The 18,144-nt window shown below is 49.1% G+C and carries 18 protein-coding genes and 3 pseudogenes; 11 read left to right on the top strand and 10 right to left on the bottom strand.

Translation table 11 applies throughout. From position 1 onward, the window contains the following. Position 1: 1 nt before the first annotated feature. Positions 2 to 577: a recombinase family protein gene (locus AC0Z7K_RS18680; protein WP_000924255.1), complete on the bottom strand. Its 576-nt coding sequence runs from the start codon at positions 575 to 577 to the stop codon at positions 2 to 4. Positions 578 to 923: 346 nt separating this feature from the next. Here AC0Z7K_RS18680 and AC0Z7K_RS18675 point away from each other — a divergent pair, with 346 nt between their 5' ends. From AC0Z7K_RS18675 to AC0Z7K_RS18660, 4 genes and pseudogenes are all read left to right on the top strand, one after another. Beyond that, positions 924 to 1,484, top strand: a complete 561-nt coding sequence (locus AC0Z7K_RS18675) for a chlorite dismutase family protein (protein WP_001097410.1) — start codon at positions 924 to 926, stop codon at positions 1,482 to 1,484. A gap of 62 nt (positions 1,485 to 1,546) precedes the next feature. Next, positions 1,547 to 2,299 carry a sulfite exporter TauE/SafE family protein gene (locus AC0Z7K_RS18670; RefSeq protein WP_064371303.1) on the top strand — a complete coding sequence of 251 codons (753 nt, stop codon included), beginning with the start codon at positions 1,547 to 1,549 and terminating at the stop codon, positions 2,297 to 2,299. A 709-nt stretch (positions 2,300 to 3,008) separates the two neighbouring features. After that, positions 3,009 to 3,077 (top strand): DUF6500 family protein, encoded by a 69-nt coding sequence (locus AC0Z7K_RS18665; RefSeq protein ID WP_353050908.1) that lies wholly within the window; start codon positions 3,009 to 3,011, stop codon positions 3,075 to 3,077. Continuing rightward, positions 3,074 to 3,501: pseudogene (locus tag AC0Z7K_RS18660) on the top strand (DUF4113 domain-containing protein); the annotation flags it as partial. The gene AC0Z7K_RS18665 and the pseudogene AC0Z7K_RS18660, both read left to right, overlap by 4 nt. 692 nt (positions 3,502 to 4,193) lie before the next feature. Here the strand turns inward: AC0Z7K_RS18660 and AC0Z7K_RS18655 are convergent. Beyond that, positions 4,194 to 5,243 (bottom strand): RepB family plasmid replication initiator protein, encoded by a 1,050-nt coding sequence (locus AC0Z7K_RS18655; protein ID WP_112197766.1) that lies wholly within the window; start codon positions 5,241 to 5,243, stop codon positions 4,194 to 4,196. A 765-nt stretch (positions 5,244 to 6,008) separates the two neighbouring features. Between AC0Z7K_RS18655 and AC0Z7K_RS18650 the strand changes: the two are divergent. Continuing rightward, positions 6,009 to 6,128, top strand: a pseudogene (locus tag AC0Z7K_RS18650) (transposase); the annotation flags it as partial. 211 nt (positions 6,129 to 6,339) lie between these two features. Here the strand turns inward: AC0Z7K_RS18650 and AC0Z7K_RS18645 are convergent. After that, a complete protein-coding gene (locus AC0Z7K_RS18645; protein WP_485615475.1) occupies positions 6,340 to 7,362 on the bottom strand; it encodes an IS110 family RNA-guided transposase in 1,023 nt (340 codons plus the stop codon). Between the two features lie 66 nt (positions 7,363 to 7,428). Between AC0Z7K_RS18645 and AC0Z7K_RS18640 the strand changes: the two are divergent. Then, positions 7,429 to 8,435 (top strand): annotated as a pseudogene (locus AC0Z7K_RS18640) (IS3 family transposase); the annotation flags it as partial. Positions 8,436 to 8,633: 198 nt separating this feature from the next. Here AC0Z7K_RS18640 and AC0Z7K_RS18635 read toward each other — a convergent pair. The 4 genes from AC0Z7K_RS18635 to AC0Z7K_RS18620 form a co-directional block, all read right to left on the bottom strand. Continuing rightward, positions 8,634 to 10,469: a glycoside hydrolase family 15 protein gene (locus AC0Z7K_RS18635; RefSeq protein ID WP_112198318.1), complete on the bottom strand. Its 1,836-nt coding sequence runs from the start codon at positions 10,467 to 10,469 to the stop codon at positions 8,634 to 8,636. Positions 10,470 to 10,580: 111 nt separating this feature from the next. Continuing rightward, positions 10,581 to 11,033 carry a DUF421 domain-containing protein gene (locus AC0Z7K_RS18630; protein ID WP_112198319.1) on the bottom strand — a complete coding sequence of 151 codons (453 nt, stop codon included), beginning with the start codon at positions 11,031 to 11,033 and terminating at the stop codon, positions 10,581 to 10,583. Between the two features lie 10 nt (positions 11,034 to 11,043). After that, positions 11,044 to 11,562, bottom strand: a complete 519-nt coding sequence (locus AC0Z7K_RS18625; RefSeq protein WP_112198320.1) for a hypothetical protein — start codon at positions 11,560 to 11,562, stop codon at positions 11,044 to 11,046. Beyond that, complete coding sequence (locus AC0Z7K_RS18620) at positions 11,559 to 12,881, bottom strand: cation:proton antiporter (RefSeq protein WP_112198321.1); 1,323 nt, start codon at positions 12,879 to 12,881, stop codon at positions 11,559 to 11,561. Before AC0Z7K_RS18620 ends, AC0Z7K_RS18625 begins: the two co-directional genes overlap by 4 nt. A gap of 387 nt (positions 12,882 to 13,268) precedes the next feature. Here AC0Z7K_RS18620 and AC0Z7K_RS18615 point away from each other — a divergent pair, with 387 nt between their 5' ends. From AC0Z7K_RS18615 to AC0Z7K_RS18605, 3 genes are read left to right on the top strand one after another with little or no spacing between them, the layout of a single operon-like run. Then, the gene (locus AC0Z7K_RS18615; RefSeq protein WP_485615472.1) at positions 13,269 to 13,619 is read left to right on the top strand and encodes a DUF1003 domain-containing protein; all 351 of its coding nucleotides are present in this window, start codon (positions 13,269 to 13,271) and stop codon (positions 13,617 to 13,619) included. Then, positions 13,606 to 13,785 carry a hypothetical protein gene (locus AC0Z7K_RS18610; protein WP_157962140.1) on the top strand — a complete coding sequence of 60 codons (180 nt, stop codon included), beginning with the start codon at positions 13,606 to 13,608 and terminating at the stop codon, positions 13,783 to 13,785. Before AC0Z7K_RS18615 ends, AC0Z7K_RS18610 begins: the two co-directional genes overlap by 14 nt. A gap of 24 nt (positions 13,786 to 13,809) precedes the next feature. Beyond that, on the top strand, positions 13,810 to 14,295 hold the full coding sequence (locus AC0Z7K_RS18605) for a CinA family protein (protein WP_112198323.1): 486 nt from the start codon (positions 13,810 to 13,812) through the stop codon (positions 14,293 to 14,295). 56 nt (positions 14,296 to 14,351) lie between these two features. Here AC0Z7K_RS18605 and AC0Z7K_RS18600 read toward each other — a convergent pair whose 3' ends face one another. Both AC0Z7K_RS18600 and AC0Z7K_RS18595 read right to left on the bottom strand, forming a co-directional pair. Further along, complete coding sequence (locus tag AC0Z7K_RS18600; RefSeq protein WP_112198324.1) at positions 14,352 to 14,867, bottom strand: ferritin-like domain-containing protein; 516 nt, start codon at positions 14,865 to 14,867, stop codon at positions 14,352 to 14,354. Between the two features lie 53 nt (positions 14,868 to 14,920). Continuing rightward, positions 14,921 to 15,412 carry a YciE/YciF ferroxidase family protein gene (locus tag AC0Z7K_RS18595; RefSeq protein ID WP_112198325.1) on the bottom strand — a complete coding sequence of 164 codons (492 nt, stop codon included), beginning with the start codon at positions 15,410 to 15,412 and terminating at the stop codon, positions 14,921 to 14,923. A 313-nt stretch (positions 15,413 to 15,725) separates the two neighbouring features. Here AC0Z7K_RS18595 and AC0Z7K_RS18590 point away from each other — a divergent pair, with 313 nt between their 5' ends. Together AC0Z7K_RS18590 and AC0Z7K_RS18585 are read left to right on the top strand one after the other, a co-directional pair. After that, positions 15,726 to 15,893, top strand: coding sequence for a con-10 family general stress protein (locus AC0Z7K_RS18590; RefSeq protein WP_112198326.1), 168 nt, complete (start codon positions 15,726 to 15,728; stop codon positions 15,891 to 15,893). 143 nt (positions 15,894 to 16,036) lie between these two features. Then, positions 16,037 to 17,233, top strand: a complete 1,197-nt coding sequence (locus AC0Z7K_RS18585; RefSeq protein ID WP_112198327.1) for a zinc-dependent alcohol dehydrogenase — start codon at positions 16,037 to 16,039, stop codon at positions 17,231 to 17,233. Between the two features lie 51 nt (positions 17,234 to 17,284). Here AC0Z7K_RS18585 and AC0Z7K_RS18580 read toward each other — a convergent pair whose 3' ends face one another. Next, positions 17,285 to 18,142: an alpha/beta fold hydrolase gene (locus tag AC0Z7K_RS18580; RefSeq protein ID WP_112198328.1), complete on the bottom strand. Its 858-nt coding sequence runs from the start codon at positions 18,140 to 18,142 to the stop codon at positions 17,285 to 17,287. Positions 18,143 to 18,144 lie beyond the last annotated feature (2 nt).

The raw sequence follows: 18,144 nt of genomic DNA, 5'->3' as shown, positions 1-18,144 counted from the left end.
CTTACGCCGCCCCGACGACATCGCTGTCCGCTTTGGTCAGATAGTTGTAGAGCGTCAATTTGGAAATGCCCATCATCTGGCAGATTTCCTTGATCGTGTGCTTGTCTTCATGGTGGAGCCGCAAGGCCAATGCCAGTTTGGCGGGGTCGAGCCGTTTTGGCCGGCCACCCATCCGGCCGCGCGCACGGGCAGCGGCCAGGCCCGCCAGAGTGCGCTCGCGGACCAGGTTGCGCTCGAACTCGGCGAGGGCGCCGAACAGGTGGAACACCAGGCGTCCGCCGCTGGACGTGGTGTCGATGTTTTCCTGCAAGCTGCGCAACCCGACCTTGGCTGCTTCGAGCCGTTCCACCAGTGTGATCAGGTTCTTGAGCGAGCGGCCTAGCCGGTCCAGGCGCCAGATGACGACGGTGTCACCGGCGCGCAGCACCGTCATCAGTGCGGCCAGGCCAATGCGATCGGCCTTCGCGCCGCTTGCCATGTCCTCGAACATCCGCTCGCAACCGGCCGCCTCCAAGGCATCCCGTTGCAAGTCGAGGTTCTGGTCATCGGTCGATATCCGAGCGTAGCCGAGCAGCATGGCGTCAAGTCCAATTAATCACGGAATTTCAGTGTAGCTGGACTTTGAATCTTGGAAAGGGATGATGGAGCACCGGAATGCAGGATATAGCCACTTTTTGCGGTTTACTTGAGATAGTGCAAAAAACCTCCGTTTTTTGGACTACACTTGGCATAGGCGACCGGTAGCAAACGGCCATTTTCTGCCGCTCGTATCACAGACCAGTTCGATGTTAGATCGGCAATTTGACTGGGGTGCGCTGGTAAGGATACAATACTACACAAGACGATGATGCAGAAGAATGGGATGGGAAAATAGGTTCTTTGAAGCTGTGAAAAAATGAAAACACTCACATGAAAGGGTTGGTATGAATACACGATTATTTGCATTCGTCGGAGGAGACATCGGTCTTTGGCGGATCGTTGGAACCGAAACCATAGTTGGCAAGTCACTGCCTGAAGCCAAAAGGCTCAACGTAATATCTGCCTCAGAGTTGCAACCTGAAACCAGTGCGCCCTGGGTACTTCGTGGAATAACAAGCAATGAACGGTATGTCATGCGCGAAGAGAAGAGCGAAATTGTGGCGAAGCAGCAAGGGCTGGCGCGCCCGGAAGCAACTTGCGCAGCGTTGATACCGATCCGAAAAAACGCAGCTTGGTGGGAATTCACGCAAGACGAGCGCCGGAGTGTTTTCGAAAAGTCAAAGCACATCCAAATCGGGCTTAACTACTTGCCTGCAGTAGCGCGCAAGCTCCACCACTGCCGTGACCTCTCAGAAAATGAACCGTTCGATTTTCTCAATTGGTTCGAGTTCGCGCCAGCCCATGAGGCTGAGTTCAACGCATTGCTTTCCGAACTGCGTGCAACAGAGGAATGGAAGTACGTTGACAGAGAGGTCGACATCCGTCTCATGCGAGAAGATGTCTAACCCTTCGTTCAAGCGGACGCCTGACGGCGCCGCTTAACTCAAACGTTGGGCGTCATAAACGCATGAGTGACTCCACCACAATCATCATCTGGGTCGGCCTGACGTTCGTCGCCGCGGGCTTGATCAAAGGCGTTGTTGGTATGGGCCTCCCCACGGTCGCGATGGGCGTGCTCAGTCTCGTCATGGCGCCGGCTTCTGCCGCAGCGATGTTGATTGTTCCATCCCTCGTTACAAATGTCTGGCAGTTGCTGGCAGGGCCGGCGTTTGGAGCGCTACTTCGACGGCTGGCAACAATGATGGTTGCAGTCTTCGCAGGGACCATCCTTGGTATCGGTGTGCTCACTGGGCAGTCAGCATCATTGGCGGGTGCGGCGCTCGGAGCCGTCTTGGCGCTCTATGGGGTAGTCGGCCTCGCCGCGCCCCGCTTCACGGTTCCCGCGAAAGTCGAGCCTTGGCTCTCGCCCCTGATCGGTCTTGTCACAGGCCTTGTCACCGGCGCAACGGGAGTCTTCGTCATACCAGCGGTCCCTTACCTCAATTCTCTTGGCCTGGCGAAGGAAGATCTCATTCAAGCACTTGGGCTCTCCTTTACTGTCTCCACTGTTGCGCTTGCGTGTGCCCTGGGTCTGAGTGGTCAATTTCAGCTCACAGCAGCCTCGAACTCGCTCCTGGCTGTTGTGCCCGCCTTGGCGGGTATGTTCATCGGGCAGCGCGTACGCAGTAAGCTCCAGCCAGAGATGTTTCGCAGGTGGTTCTTTATTGGCCTCGTCGTACTTGGTGTTTACATGCTCGCCCGCGTGCTTGGTACGAGATGACGCCCAACCACCGCATCGAGACGGACCGTCACCAGCGGCGCTCCGCGCCACTGGCTCCGTCCGCTAATGCGGGACGTTGAGCGGCAGCTTACTTTCATGGCCACTGGCGCCTTTGGGTCGAAACTGGCCATCCAGGAAACAAATTTTTGCATGGAACAACCTGCCCCTTTTCAATATTTCAGTCGCAGTTAATTCTGGTTGGCGGCGATGAAATGCAGGTCAGCGCGATTGAATGCAGGTTCATTCGCAGTTATCTTTGGTTTGAGGTGGGCGCTGGTCGCAGTTAATTCTGGTCAAAAAAGCCGCTGAATGCAGGTCGGAGCTATTTCAAACGCAGGTCGCTACATTTAGCCACTACGATCGGGGAAGACCCATTAATGAACAGTATTAAGTAAGTGATCATTATGGATATCTTTACCCAACCCCTGACCCTTTAATGCGTTTGATCCTATTCCTTAAGGATAAGGTTCAGGCTGGTTTTCCTTCCCCAGAAGTTTTCCCATATAGGCTTAGTTGTCAATCAGCAAAAGCATTCATCATAATCTTCATTTATCATTAAGTTGGATGTGCCGATTAACCGTTGAACATAACAATTATCAGCAAGAAGCGAGTACCACAATGGCTATGCATACGACGGCATAATTGTGTTTCGCACAAGCTAGGAGATGTGATGAAACTACGCCTAAATTCTTAAGATCTGTGATGAAAAATAGCAGCTAATGGAAGCAACGTTGGTCTGTCCTTTTACGCTTTTTTTCGAATAAAAACGATGACCTAGAGTTACTTGATGCTACCACACAACTGATACGCAAACATTTCAATATTGTGCTGGAACGTACCGCCCGGGAGCTGCACGGCAAACCTTGTCTGGAGCTGAAAGAGTTTGCACAGACACAAATCGTTTGCTCCAGGTCATTCGATGATCGCGTATCAGAATACGATTTGATACGTGAGGCAATCTGCAGCCATGCCGTACGTGCCGCCGAGAAACCCCAGGGCGAACATCAGTATTGACGACATATCTCAGCATTCATCAAAACAAGCCCATTTTTAATAAACGAAGTCTACTTTGGGAAAACAGCGAACAGCTCATGGCAGTTCTCAATGGAATTAATCACAGCGGAAAAGGGCACGTATGGTTCGAGGAACAGGGTATCCAAAAGTCATGGGAGATGAAACGCCAAATGCTATCCCCTGCATAGATCACACGTTTCAGTGACCTCATGCGCGTTAAATTCTAGAGAAGTGGTTTACTGATAAGGCTTGATCAACCCGAGTTGTTAGTGTCAGTTGCTTCCAGCTTCCTTTGTTACCTGCCGCCAATGGAAGGTATTGTATTTTCCTCAGCAGTCCCATGGGGGTGAGAGGACGATGTTCATTATCTCATCACAAAAGTGACACTGTCTCAAAACAGTTTAAAGCTTTAACCCAGACATAATGCGACAAGTTAGCCTATCCACGATAGAGAGAAAGAACCACTGTAGTGAGTAAAGACATCGGAAACCACTGTAGAGAGGAAAACCACTACAGTGGGTAAAATCCACTATGGTGAGTAGAAAACACCTAGAATTGAAACAACCGCTGTGGAGAGCGCCAACCACTATAATGAGTAATTACAAGAATCCATCTATTAGTTAGTAATCACTGACGTATATGCTATATGGGGTTTCAGGTTAGTAAGTACTAGGGGGGTTAGCGGAGATCATCTGAATAACCACTATAGTGAGTAAAGAATGCAGTTCACAGTGGATAGGATATTTCGTGATGGAAGCTTTTACTGATTACAGTGGATAGGTTGCTCACTGCAGTGGTTAGTCGGCTTTCAACAATAAATATGAAAAAGCCTGCCATCACTGCAGCAAGCTTTAGGGCAATTAGCAGCAAGAGGTCAAAACTATTTCTTTGACTGGCGAAGCTGTTCCAGCAACTCAAGTTCTTCTTTAGTCAGCATTACCATCTCACGAGGCGTAGCTGATTCCGCATCCCTCTCTGCCGGGACATCAATGATGTGTTCGTCATCCATTACATCGTAAACATCATCACCTATGCCCGTGGGTATTTGCGCAGGGCGTAACTTTGGCCGCCTATAGTGGATACAAAAATACACTACCTTACCGCGCTTAACTTCAGTGTAATCAAGATACCCAATCGCCTTTAACTGCTCCATAGCCTTGCGTACTGTCGCATTCTGAGTGATGGCTCGAGAGGTCAGATTTAGGCGGGCACGCAGGCGAGACATAGATATGGGAGCAGGATCTGTCGGAAGGCTTTCAATGAACGTATACAGAGCCTGAGCAGACTCCTTGCGGGAGAGTTCGTTGATTGCCCTGAGCTGGAGAAGAACTTTCTTATCAAACTGATACAACTCGAAGATCTTCGGATCCGCCTGCAACTCGACAGCGTCCTTTTTCGGGCTATATTTTGCTGACTGAACAAGGTGAGTTACGTAGTAATCCCCCTCTTTATTCGAAAACGAGAGGGTGTTAGTGGCTATACGTTCAAGTGAGGCCTCCAGACGCGCTCTGAGCTTCGCAGAAGAGCGTGCGGATGGAATCCCACACAACTTAGCGAATTCTACAAAGGGCAGGTATACAGAGTCTCCTAGGACCTTATGCTTAGCAAAGGCATGAATGATCCCAACCCAGGTCTTAAAATCGTTATCCATATCAAGCCGGGCGCCGGTGATCTTGATGTTCTCATATCCCTCAGACTTCACGATCGAAAGCTGCTTCAGCTCAGAGGTGACATCCATTGAGTTCATCTGACCTTTACGTCCACGTGCTGTGGACTTCAGCGTAGGTACAAATAAGCCCAACCGCATCAATGCTACAGGCTGAACGGTGTTATTGCTGTTAGGAACCAGAGTAACAAGTTCACCTGTTCGCTTATCGGTTTCAGAGAATGCTTTAACTATCTCTATGTTTTTAGGCTCATTTTCAGACATTATCAGCTCTCACATTGAATGTGGATAAGAGGCTCTAGGTACACAATATAGTGGATACTATCACTCACTATAGCGGTTTTACTACAAAACACAGTGGTTAGTTTGCTTTTTATAGTGGATGTTTTACTGACTACAGCGGTTAGCGACCATCGTTTACTCCAGATATGACAAGGCCTGGAAGGCTATGGGGATCTCTTTGGGTCTTATAGGTTCTATAAGGATCTTATTATTGGATCGAACCAGAGGATAAGTTAAAAAACATGACCTTAAGTTTTGGAGTAGAGATCAACGTAGCACTGAAGAGCCGGTATTGGGGCAGTGCATAAAATGTGTACATAATTTTGGATTATCAATCAACTCATCACCTTTACTATAAATTTCAAATAGTTAACCAATCTCAATTAACTAAATGTTATGTACAGCTATATTGACGATTTACTCACTACAGTGGTGTACAGTCACTCTCCAGCGAAGTTACCTAGCTGTCTATAGTGGTTAACACGCTTAATATAGTGGATGTTTTACTTATTACAGTGGTTGGCAATACGGTTTAAACCCTTACGGGGCAAGGCCTGTAGCTGGGCTGGGATCTCTTTTGATCTATTAGATGATCTATATAGGATCTTATTATTGGATCTGGGCGGTGGAAAAGTGGATAAGTCACTTAAAAATTACATTCAAGGCTGGTATGTGGTGACCTGCTCCCAGTTGATTAGTACACCCCGATGTTAGTAATGTCTTCATAAGCCACATGAGGACATCCCCATGAAGAAGCGTTTTTCCGACCAACAGATCATCAGTATTCTCCGCGAGGCTGAAGCCGGGGTATCCGCCCGTGAACTCTGCCGCAAGCACGCCATTTCCGATGCCACGTTTTACATCTATGGACTACCTCCGTTTTGCAAGCACTGAATCAGGTTTTAGGTTGTTGCTTACATCTATCCGGCATCAGGAATACCTGTGCCCAAATGGGTAATCCGTACACAATCGCCTCAACAACTGGACGGCCTCGAAGGCCTGTATAAAAATCAGGTTCCGATTGTGCAGGTGCAACCTGCTACCATTTTTCAATACTCTGCAACTTTTAAGGTAAGTATCATATTACTGCTGGCCGATATTCTGTCTCGTTATGAAGAATTGACCAGATAATCCGGGCATTCTTGTTGGCAACTGCCACGGTCGTTTTGTTAAATCCGCGCCGCTCTTTAAGTTGATTAACCCATTGGTTTAGATAGCCATCGTTATTGTTTGTAGCCACTCTGACGACAGCACGGGCACCGTGAATAAGCAGGGTCCGTAGATGCTTGTCGCCTTTTTTCGTCATGTTCATGAGCACCTGTCTGTCTCCGCTAGAGTGTTGACGTGGCACGAGGCCAAGCCACGCAGCAAAATGGCGGCCATTCTTAAATTCGGTCCCTTTACCCATCGCCGCAATAAGGGCTGTGGCGGTTTTGGGGCCAATGCCTTTCACTTTAGCAATACGCTGACAGGCTTCAGACTGTTTAAAAACGGTGTCGATCTCTTTATCAAAAAAACCTATACGCCGTTCGAGATCTAAAAAGAGATCATAGAGCTCCGCAATCGTTCTGCGCATACGTGCACTGAGACCATTTTCAGCATCTTCGAGGATCAAGGGAATCGCTCGACGGGCCCTTGTGACAGAGATACCCATGGGGATCCCTCGATCAAGCAGCAAGCCTCGTATCTGACAGACCGTCGCAGTACGATGATTGACAATCCGTTGTCTTGCACGGTGTAAGGCCTGAATATCTTGCTGCTCCGGGCTCTTTGGCGGGACAAATTTCATCGTAGGCTGCATCAGCGCTATAGCGATCGCCAACGCATCATTGCCGTCATTTTTTTGCCCGCGGACAAAAGGTTTAACATACTGGGGACTGATGACTTTTACTTTATGTCCCAGTTTTTCAAACTCGCGCTGCCAGTAAAATGCGCCCGTTGAGGCTTCTATACCAATCAGGCAGGCCGGTATATTGGCTACTGTCTGAAGCAGTATTTTTCGGTCAACGCGTTTCGTGTAAAGGGGTTTTCCAGCCTGGTTTAAACCACAGAGTTGGAAAACATTTTTAGCCAGATCGATACCCAGATAGACGATATTCATGTTTACTCTCCTGCTGAACGTATTTTGTTCAATTAAGCGCAAAGGGAGGAGGTAGTCCATCCCATTACCTGGCGTAAGAAGTATGGCGGTATGGAGGTGCCTGAGGTTAAGCGCCTGAAGTCGCTTGAGGAAGAGGACGCCAGACTCAAGAAGCTGCTTGCCGAAGCCATGCTGGATAAAGAGGCGCTTCAGGTGGCTCTTGGGCGAAAGTACTGACGACAGACCAGAAGCGGGAAGCCGTGATGTTGATATGTGATGCGACCGGTCTGTCGCAACGTCGTGCCTGCAGGCTCACAGGTTTATCTCTGTCGACCTGCCGCTATGAGGCTCAGCGCCCGGCTGCAGATGCGCATTTATCAGGGCGCATCACTGAGCTGGCACTGGAGCGCAGGCGTTTTGGCTACCGTCGCATCTGGCAGTTGCTGCGCCGTGAAGGGCTACATGTTAATCATAAGCGCGTGTACAGGCTTTATCACCTCAGTGGCCTGGGCGTAAAACGCAGAAGACGTCGTAAAGGACTGGCAACAGAACGTCTGCCGCTGCTCCGTCCGGCGGCACCCAATCTGACCTGGTCGATGGATTTCGTCATGGACGCATTGGCCACCGGTCGCAGGATCAAGTGCCTTACCTGCGTAGACGACTTCACGAAGGAATGCCTGACGGTCACTGTTGCCTTTGGGATTTCAGGCGTGCAGGTCACGCGTATTCTGGACAGCATTGCGCTGTTTCGCGGCTATCCGGCGACGATAAGAACGGATCAGGGCCCGGAATTTACCTGCCGCGCACTCGATCAATGGGCCTTTGAGCATGGCGTGGAGCTGCGACTTATCCAGCCCGGCAAGCCGACACAGAACGGATTTATTGAGAGTTTTAACGGACGCTTTCGCGATGAATGCCTGAATGAACACTGGTTCAGTGACGTCAGTCATGCCAGGAAAACCATCAGTGAATGGCGTCAGGATTATAATGAGTACCGCCCGCACTCCGCGCTGAATTATCAGGCGCCGTCTGAATTTGCGGCGGCCTGGAGAAAGGGTAATTCTGATAGTGAAGGATCCGACATTACTAAGTGAGAGTTGTATCTAATCCTGGGAGCAGGTCAAGGTGGTCGGCAATTATGACTTTTCTCTGGGCAAGAAAAAGCCCGTCAGGGGAAACGGGCTTTTTGAACGTTACGAGGGAAACTCGTGAGTTTTCTGTAGTTGACTACAGAAAATTAACTATAAAACCTGTTCATGACAAAAAGGGTTAGGAAAAATCCGTTTCTAACTTCAAAGGACTTTGCGAGGCTTGTGTTCGGTTGACGTCGAGATGATATACGCCGCGCTAATAACTGAAAGATGACTCAGACCCTGCGGCATGTTGCCGCAGCATTTTTTTTGCTTAACATTGTACATTTCACTCATGATGCCTGCGCTATTCTCACCCTCATGGGTCTGTAGTAAGGCATTCATACGGTTTTCTGCCTCTTCGGTTTCCCCAAAGACGGCGAGCGCGGCGGCCATCCAGAACGCGCAGGCAACAAAGGTATTTTCTTCCTTCTCAACCCCGGTATAGCGGTAAAGCATTTTTTCCCCGGTACCCAGTTCCCGATCAATGAGACGCAGAGTACTGAGCATTCGTTCAGGGGATACCTGTTTACCGTACTGATGCATCAGTGCAATGGAGGCATCCAATTCTTCAGAACCTGGCCAGAAGCAATAACTTTGCCTCTCTTCAGACCAGCAATATGTTTCTATCCAGTCACGGATCCTGTCGCGTTCGCGCTCCCAGCGGCCCTGCCAGGTCGGTTCAATATATTGTCCTTTCGCCAGATGCACGGCCTGATTGAGCGCGACCCAGCAGGCCATTTTAGACTGGGTATAATGTTGGGCGTCGGGCAGTTCCCATATGCCCGAATCTGGCTGACGCCAGGTGTCAGCACAATGATTGGCGAGCTGACCCAACAGGCGTGAAGTATTTAAATCCAGCACATGACCGGCATCGGTAAACAACACAGCTGTATCGAGAATATCGCCATAGTTGCTGAGCTGAAGCTGACGGGAGGCGTTATTGCCCACGCGAACCGGCTGCTCACCGCGATACCCGCTCACCGCGATGCTGCGTTCTTCAGGAACCGGCTGGCCGTTTAGCTGAAAGCAGGTATGCATTTCACAGCCGTTTTCGCGCAAAATGCCGGCCAACCATGAAAACGCCGCCTGGCAGTCTTCCAGCGCGCCGGTGTAAATGAAGGATTTGATGATCATGCAGGCGTCACGCACCCATGCATAACGGTAATCATAATTCTTACCGCTGCCGGTGCCTTCAGGGAGGCTGGTGGTCGCGGCCGCAGCGAGCGCGCCGGTGGGCGCAAACCAAAGAAATTTCAGGGCCAGCGCAGAACGCAACACATAGGATTTAAATTTACCGTTGTATCCGAGGCTATCTGCCCAGCTTCGCCAGGCTTTGTCACTGGTATCAACGCGTTCATCAATGCGGGCTAATGCGGGTACGGCCAACGGCTCATTCTCTGTCACCAGTACCGCAGCGAGCACCTGCTGACTCTGATGGACCGTGAACTGGCTATCCGCGCCGTCATCCCTTACGTTTCCTGGCTGGAGGTCATCTGACAGCCGCAACATCAGTTGCAGAGAACCTACGTGCCAGACCGTTCCGTGTGAAGTTTCCATTTTCCAGGGAGAGCGTGTCGCACCGGCGGTACCGATTTTCATCCGCAATGTCATCAGCACCGAACCGGATAGCCCTTCAATGCGGCGTGCCAATTCATTCCAGGGCAGACGCCCGGCCAGCGTGCTGTTAACTGACTCAGTGAGCCGGACCTTACCGGTTGCGGTTTCATACACCGTTTCGAGGACGTTACTGTTATGGCGATATTGACGAGTCATGCGATAGGGGTGCTGGGGGACCAGCTGGAAATATCCGCCTTTTTCCGCGTCAAGCAGGCGGTCAAACAGAGGCGGAGAATCGAGGGCAGGGACGCACCACCAGTCCGCAGAACCGTCTGGCGACAATAGGGCGACCGTCCGGCCTTCACCGATGGCGGCATAGTCGCCCACGTCACAAAATCCGTCCTTATCTCGGAACTCTCCGGGAAACTGTTGCACCATATGAGACTTTCCTTTCAGATTATTTTTAGCGAATGGACGTTTCCAACGTCATACTGCTGATTAAGGAATAAAGTTTAGTTATCTCTGCGATTTTATCTATGCGGATGATAATTAAGCTGCCTTTTTAGCCGGGATTATCGATATTTTTCCGTTCTTTTCTAAGATGGCGAACTTTATATCAGCCAGATTTTCCAGACCTTCCTGCTGACGAGCCACTTCCATAATTTCATCTTCCGAAAGTGAACATTTGCGCAGTCGCTGATCAAGAACCTTGCCATTTTCAATCAGGATTATTGGTGAGCCATTAAGCCACAAATTAAGTTTTGGGATTTTGTTTTCGAGAAGACCTAAGCTCTTATCAATAAAAATCAGGGTACCGATGGTGATCATGGCGCCGGTAAGCGAGAAATCCTCTCCCAGCAATGCCTGCTGGGTAGCTTCACTGATAATCAGGACCAGAATAAAATCAAAAATCGTCATTTCCAGCAGCGTTTTCCTTCCCGATATTTTGAAAATAATAAAGAGAAACACGTACATAATGGCGGCTCTGAGAACGTTTTCCATTTTCGCTCCTTTAGGGAAAAACCGTCTGTTTAAAAACAAAAGGGGCATCATTATTAGCTGAGACGGACAGAGCGTAAATGCCGTATTGTCGAGGTTTAAGGGTCAGTTGCACTCCCCCTTTATCGGCTAAGGCTGGATTATTAGGATATATAATTAACGTGTCCGGACTGCGATGTATGACAGCACTTTCCGGGCTGACATTAATGATGTCGTACTGATTTACAAACTTACCTTTCAGGATAATGCGATCGGTTTTTTCATTCTTATAAGGGTAAGCAATAATGAGCGGTGATTCGGTATCGCTTCGCAAAAACTTTTCATAGGTGATTATCGTCGACATTTCATCATTCTGATAAGTGGAATCACTTAACCAGCCCTGTGAAAACCCGCCCAGTAAAGCATAAAGAAGGAATACTCCCAGGAGTAAAAAACCGAACCGTTCGAGTCGCCAGGCGATTTTTATCCATGACATGTTTTCCCTGACGGGGGTGTGTCTTTCTGCAAACTGGCTATGTTTTTCGTTATTCATTGACTGCGCCTCAGTTTTAATAAGGGGGTAACAGTGACCCCATGCACTAAGACGCTGAGCGTGACCACGGTTATTGCCATGTCAATCATCAGATCGGCCCCTTTTCCCTGCAGTCCATGTGAAAAGGCATAGGCAATATAATTCAGGCTTCCAATGCCTCGGATCCCCAGCCAGCCCATGCTTAGCCTCTGTTGACGGGATTTTCCGGACCGCCACGTAGCGAGATAAACCGCGGTGGGCCTGATCAGCACAAACAGGATAAGTGCAAGAAGGATCGCCTGAACGTTCCAGTGTTGGGCGAGAGTAACGCCCAGGATAATCACTAGCCCGGCGGCCAGCAGGCGCTCGACGGTATCGCCAAAAGATAAGGCATCCCCGATCACCAGACCGACCAGTTTGACCGGACTTTTGTTATCGATGGCGTGGCGGGTATGGGGATTAACCTGCATCTCTGCGGGCATCTCCTGCTTAGCGTTCTCATCACACGGATGACTTTTTTGCACATTCATTTCGGCGCTGCGCAGTCCGATCCCTGCGGCGAAGGCGGCCAGAAAACCAGAGGCATTCAACGACAGTGCCAGAGCAAAACTCAGGCAGACCAGGGCGAGTGCAATAAAATCGCTCGGCGCGACCTCCTGTTGCATATGACGCGAGCGTGTTGCTGCAAGTCCGATCCCTTTCCCCAATAAGTACCCTACGGCCAGCCCGGCACAGAGCGCCCATAAGAGGTCAACGCTAAACCATTTCCACAATATCACTGCAGACACAGCACCCTGTGCGTTATGCCACAACAAGGCCAGTAACAAAAACGGCAGGGCGGTACCATCGTTAAGACCGGCTTCGCAGGACAATGACAGCCTGAGCTGATTTTCATCCCGGGCATCGTTCATGGCGATAAGGCTCGCTAATACCGGATCCGTCGGTGCGATGATGGCCGCAAGCGCAAGCGCAAGGGACAGCGGCCAGGATAATCCCGTTAAAAAATGAGCCAGGACCATCAGTGCAGCCATCGTCAGCAACATGGCGGGCACCGCCAGGCGTAGGCCCATTTTCCAGATGTCTGAATGAAGAGGGTGGCGGATTTTCAGGCCTGCAATAAACAAGGACACGGCCATGGTGATATCGGTGATCCGGCTGATAACCACCGAGTGCCGGAGTATGTCCAGATGAAGAATGTTTAAAACCCAGGGGCCACAAAGAATACCCACAATAAGATAAATACCGAAAATGGGCACGGGGGCACGGCTGATCCAGCTATAGGATAAGGACATTAAAAGCAGGAGCCTGCCGGTGGCAGCTGTCCACGCCAGATAACCCATAATCCTCCTTATTCAACAAACAGGGTTAACAATTATTCTCACAGAATATCGCAGGGATGTTTGATCCCCAACGCGCCGGGTCATTTTTAATACCTACACATATAAGTAGTAGAGTAGAACCCGATCACAAAGTCTGCGACAAAGAAATAATGACATTTTTTGTTTCAGAAAAATCCTAACTCTGACATTGGAAGGTTTAATTTAAATTATACAGGGTATCCCGTTAATTTTTTGGAGAAATAAAATTGAATGCTTAACAATTAGAAACATAATATTGTACAGCAATAAACTTTTGTATAGATTTTAACAGCAGTCACTTTGATAATAATTAGGCGCTCGCTAAAATAATAAAACCCAATATGCTTTATTTGACGGAGAATACCGAAAATGGAAAAAATGATGGATGCTAAGCAAAAAGAGCATTTATCTGAATTACGGGCCAAAAGTGCTGAGGAGCACGAAGCCCTGATCCGTGACCCAAAAGATTCTGAAACAGAAGCCAGCTTCGGCGGCAGACTGGCTGAAAAAATTACGGGTGCTATTGCCACCTGGAAATTCATTATGGTTCAGACGGGCATCATTGTGGGATGGACGGCATATAATATTCTGGTAAAGAAATCTGCTTTTGATCCTTTCCCCTTTATTCTTCTGAATTTGTTTTTGTCTTTTCAGTCAGCCTATACCGCGCCCGCTATCATGATGAATCAGAAGCGTCAGGCGAAGAATGATCAGAAATGAAATGGAATCCGACGTGAACGTGAAAGCAGATTTGGAACTCACGCGTCTGCAGGAAAAGATTAATGAAATCTCTAAAGAAGATCTCGCTGAACTGAAAAAGCAGGTGAATATGATGAACAGCTTACTCGAAAAACTTACTGCCCGTCAGGATATCAAAACGACGTGAGGCCACGCCGTACAAGGAGACGTAATGGATAAAATATTGTTGAAAGCAGCGGAAGACGTGCTCTGCGTCTTGAAAGCGAATAGCCTGAATCTCGCCACGGCAGAATCCTGTACCGCCGGATTGATCAGTATGACGTTATGCGCCGCGTCGGAAGGCGGCGCAAACTATTCAAGCGGCTTCGTCACCTATGACGATACGGCAAAATCCATCATGTTGGGCGTGAAGCCTGAAACCCTCTCTCAGTACACGGCGGTTAGCGCACAGGCGGTAAGAGAGATGGCGCAGGGCGCGAACAGAGTGGCTAAAACGCTGGTCGCGCTGTCGGTCAGTGGGTATGCCGGACCTGAAGGGGGCGAAGATGGCACAACAGCCGGTACCATCTGGTTCGGCTGGGCCTTTAGTACGGAGCGTGCGATAACTGAAGTTAAACACTTTGAGGGGGATTGCGAAGAAGTGATCCGCCAGGCTGCGCTGTATTCCCTTACACGGTTAACGTCTCTGCTTACCTGAGGTTATATGATAAAAACCCGCCATCCCCGCGGGTTTTTTATCAGATGACATAGAAATTAATGGCTGGCGTCCATATCCGATGTATCAACAAGTGACAGGAATTTCTTTGTCACCGAAGGCAGATTTTCTGACAGCCATTTCGCCATTTGTTCTTCCTGAACTTTTATCTTGCGGAACACCTGCGCGCCTTCCAGATCGCCCACTGCCTCCGCCGTCACGATAAGCGTGTCGTAGCAGGCAATTTCGAAATGCTCAAAGACATACCCGCTGATGCCGCCTTTGATGACTTCATCGCTGGCGAACACACCACCTAACGCCTGGGTCATCGCCGACATCTTGCCTGCGGTATCTTTAATCACAGAGTTCGATTTATCGAGTCTCTCAAGCACACCTTCCACAAGACGTTGCTGATCCTGCGTCTCGGCAATGTGCTGTGTGATGCGTTCTCTCAGACGCGGATAATGTTCCAGACGGTCAGCCATTTTAGTCAGCATGGTTTCCGCCTGCTTTTCCATGGCATGTGCATCCCGCACCCAGTCGACATAATTTTCATACGCTTTAGATTTGGCCATTTTGATACCCTCATCTCGTGTAAGTTGAAATTATCAGTCCATGTCATCAAGGATTAACGGGTTTTGCTGGCCGGAGCGGACTCAGCAATTGTCGTTAATTTCTGATCGGTATTCTTTTCTTCCTGCAAGGTCTCTTCCAGAAGTTTTGCAGCCTGGGTATAACCCAGTTTTTTCGCCAGCGCGGCCAGCGTGCCGTACGTCGCTATCTCGTAATGCTCGACTTTCTGCGCCGCACCGATCAACCCTGCATCGAGAACGTCACCTTTTTCGACGGAATCAATCAGCTCCTGTGCTTCTTCTACCAGACCTTCCATGGCATGACATTTCATACGCTTGATACGTATCTCATCAGAGGATTCCACGACCTGATCTAATCTTTCTATCTGGCCCTGGGTTTCTTCCAGATGGAGTTTGAATGCTTCAATAAGCTTCGGGTCGGTTGCTGCACGAGCCATTTTCGGCAAGGCCTTGGTAATTTGACGCTCAGCGCTGTAAACGTCAGATAAATCATGAATAAAAAGTTCTTTCAGCGTTGTAATAGACATTTCATTCTCCTTGAGGTCATGTTTAATACCTAACTTAGCTTAGCGTTATTTTATCAGTCGATATAATATTAGGATTTTTCTCAATATAATTTAATTCCCCCCCCCCTAACTTTTTGAATTTAAATATATAATAATTCACTTCGTGATTACAGTAATTAATAATCGAATTATCCGTTGACACATAAACTGACTGCACTAGACTGAATAACGAGCTTATCGCTCAATGCGGCTTTTCATGTGTTAAATAAACCCATGAGAAGTTGTCGTTTAGATCTTACAGAGAATAACCAAAGACATCCGATAGGAGGATATTATGGCCGAACATCGTGGCGGTTCTGGAAATTTCGCGGAAGATCATGAAAAAGCCTCTGAGGCTGGTAAAAAAGGCGGTCAGAATAGCGGGGGTAACTTCGCGAACGACCGTGAAAAAGCCAGTGAAGCAGGCAAAAAGGGTGGTAAACATAGCCATGACAACCGTTAACGGTTGAAGTGCAGCTTGTTATGGATAACACCCGGCCCGCGGCAAATGCTGCGGGCTAATTATTTTATTATTATCAAAATAGACATCCTCATTATTAGAGCGATACCAGCCTTTATCAGATTCATTCTGCAAGGGGATAAATCATGAGAGCACTGACCTACCACGGCCCGCACAATGTGAGTGTGGATAATATGCCAGACCCGATACTTCACGCCAGCGACGATATTATCTTGAAAGTCACGGCAACAGCAATATGCGGATCTGATCTGCATTTATATCGCGGGAAAATACCGGGAACGCATCACGGGGATATATTTGGACATGAATTCATGGGCGAAGTAGTCGACGCGGGGTCTGATGTTACCTCAGTCGCGAAAGGGGACCGTGTTGTTATTCCCTTTGTTATCGCCTGCGGCGACTGTTTTTTCTGCAAACTGAGCCAGTATGCCGCTTGTGAAACCACCAATAGCGGCAATGGTGCGGCGCTCAATCCGAAAAAGATCACGCCACCAGCTGCATTATTTGGTTACAGCGACCTTTACGGCGGGGTTCCCGGTGGGCAAGCCGAGTATGTGCGTGTCCCTAAAGCGAATACCGGACCTTTTAAAGTGCCCGATGGATTAGCCGATGATAAGGTGTTGTTCTTATCAGACATTCTTCCCACAGCCTGGCAGGCGGTTAAAAATGCTGAACTGATGCCGGGATCGAGCGTGGCGATTTTTGGTGCCGGGCCGGTGGGATTGTTAAGCGCAGCCTGCGCCCGGCTCGCAGGTGCTGAGCAGATATTCATGATTGACCATCACCCCTACCGGCAGGCATTTGCTCAGGAGCGGTATGGCGTTATTCCGATTAATTTTGATGAAAATGACGATGCAGCCGCCTGGATTATTGAACATACCCCCGGCCATCGTGGGGTGGATGCGGTAATCGATGCGGTCGGGTTTGAAGCGAAAGGCAGTATTACTGAAACTATACTGAGCAACCTTAAGATTGAAGGCAGCAGCGGCAAAGCATTACGCCAATGTATAGCCGCGGTCCGGAGGGGCGGAATAGTCAGCGTTCCGGGTGTTTACGCCGGCTTTATACATGGGTTTTTATTTGGGGATGCCTTTGATAAAGGATTAACGTTCAAAATGGGTCAAACGCATGTCCATGCCTATCTTCCTGACCTGCTCATGTTAATTGAAGCCGGGCAACTGAAGCCGGAAGAAATTGTTACCCATCATATGCCACTGGAAGATGCGGCTAAAGGGTATAAAATTTTTGAAAAAAGGGAAGAGGACTGTCGCAAGATCATATTAGTTCCGGGCATGCCTTCTCGTGAATCCTTCGTGCAGTAATCATTAAAGGTGCGAACTTCCGTTCCCACCTTTTTAATAACTCACACAGTTTTATTTCATGAGAAAATCTTTCAACCGTTCACACAGCTCATGCGGGGCTTCCTCTGCCATATGATGGCCACTTTTGATCGTGCCCGTTTGAACATTACTTGCCCAATTTTGCCAAATAGACGGAATGTCGCTGTATATCTGTCCCAAATCGTCTTTCTCGGACCACAGACAAAGCACCGGGCACTGTATTTTCCGACCACGTTGGCGATCCTCTTCTTCGTGCAAGCGGTCGATTGACAAACCTGCGCGATAATCTTCCAGCATGGTATGAACGGTGGCAGGGGAGTGGATAGCCCTTCGGAAATCCTGATACTCCTCTTCACCCATATAGGGCGTTTTTCCACCATACCAGGCATCCGGATCCGTAGAAATGGCTCGCTCAGGTTTCTCCGGCTGGGCAAAGAAAAACCAGTGATACCACTGTCGTGCGAATACCTCATTGCACCGCTCAAGCGCTTCGATTATTGGAATACAGTCCAGCACAACAAGACTTGTGATCTTCTCGGGATAATCCAGTGCTGTTCTGTAGGCTGTATAACTACCACGGTCATGGCCAACTATTGCAAAACGCTCAAATCCCAGCGAACCCATCAGTTCGATACAGTCCTTTGCTTTAGCGCGTTTTGATGAACCGGCGTGGTCAGGTAAATCAAGTGGTTTAGAAGACTCACCAAAACCCCGGAGATCAGGACACACAACTGTAAAAAAGGCAGCAAGTTTGGGTGCGACTTTTGACCATGTGGCATGCGTTCGCGGATGACCATGCAGGAGCAGAAGAGGGGGGCCAGAGCCCCCATATCTTACATTAAGAACGGCATCAGATAATGCGATTTTGCAATGTGTGAACCCTTCGAACATGG

This window comes from Rahnella sp. 1L-D-7-B-C2 (genome assembly GCF_057290995.1).
The sequence above is the reverse complement of the archived record's forward strand: the minus strand, read 5'-3'. Positions and strand labels throughout refer to the sequence as shown.

Coding starts and splice junctions, on each gene's coding strand:
- AC0Z7K_RS18680 (WP_000924255.1), bottom strand. CDS start 577: ATGCTGCTCGGCTACGCTCGGATATCGACCGATGACCAGAACCTCGAC.
- AC0Z7K_RS18675 (WP_001097410.1), top strand. CDS start 924: ATGAATACACGATTATTTGCATTCGTCGGAGGAGACATCGGTCTTTGG.
- AC0Z7K_RS18670 (WP_064371303.1), top strand. CDS start 1,547: ATGAGTGACTCCACCACAATCATCATCTGGGTCGGCCTGACGTTCGTC.
- AC0Z7K_RS18655 (WP_112197766.1), bottom strand. CDS start 5,243: ATGTCTGAAAATGAGCCTAAAAACATAGAGATAGTTAAAGCATTCTCT.
- AC0Z7K_RS18645 (WP_485615475.1), bottom strand. CDS start 7,362: ATGAATATCGTCTATCTGGGTATCGATCTGGCTAAAAATGTTTTCCAA.
- AC0Z7K_RS18635 (WP_112198318.1), bottom strand. CDS start 10,469: ATGGTGCAACAGTTTCCCGGAGAGTTCCGAGATAAGGACGGATTTTGT.
- AC0Z7K_RS18630 (WP_112198319.1), bottom strand. CDS start 11,033: ATGGAAAACGTTCTCAGAGCCGCCATTATGTACGTGTTTCTCTTTATT.
- AC0Z7K_RS18625 (WP_112198320.1), bottom strand. CDS start 11,562: ATGAATAACGAAAAACATAGCCAGTTTGCAGAAAGACACACCCCCGTC.
- AC0Z7K_RS18620 (WP_112198321.1), bottom strand. CDS start 12,881: ATGGGTTATCTGGCGTGGACAGCTGCCACCGGCAGGCTCCTGCTTTTA.
- AC0Z7K_RS18615 (WP_485615472.1), top strand. CDS start 13,269: ATGGAAAAAATGATGGATGCTAAGCAAAAAGAGCATTTATCTGAATTA.
- AC0Z7K_RS18610 (WP_157962140.1), top strand. CDS start 13,606: ATGATCAGAAATGAAATGGAATCCGACGTGAACGTGAAAGCAGATTTG.
- AC0Z7K_RS18605 (WP_112198323.1), top strand. CDS start 13,810: ATGGATAAAATATTGTTGAAAGCAGCGGAAGACGTGCTCTGCGTCTTG.
- AC0Z7K_RS18600 (WP_112198324.1), bottom strand. CDS start 14,867: ATGGCCAAATCTAAAGCGTATGAAAATTATGTCGACTGGGTGCGGGAT.
- AC0Z7K_RS18595 (WP_112198325.1), bottom strand. CDS start 15,412: ATGTCTATTACAACGCTGAAAGAACTTTTTATTCATGATTTATCTGAC.
- AC0Z7K_RS18590 (WP_112198326.1), top strand. CDS start 15,726: ATGGCCGAACATCGTGGCGGTTCTGGAAATTTCGCGGAAGATCATGAA.
- AC0Z7K_RS18585 (WP_112198327.1), top strand. CDS start 16,037: ATGAGAGCACTGACCTACCACGGCCCGCACAATGTGAGTGTGGATAAT.
- AC0Z7K_RS18580 (WP_112198328.1), bottom strand. CDS start 18,142: ATGTTCGAAGGGTTCACACATTGCAAAATCGCATTATCTGATGCCGTT.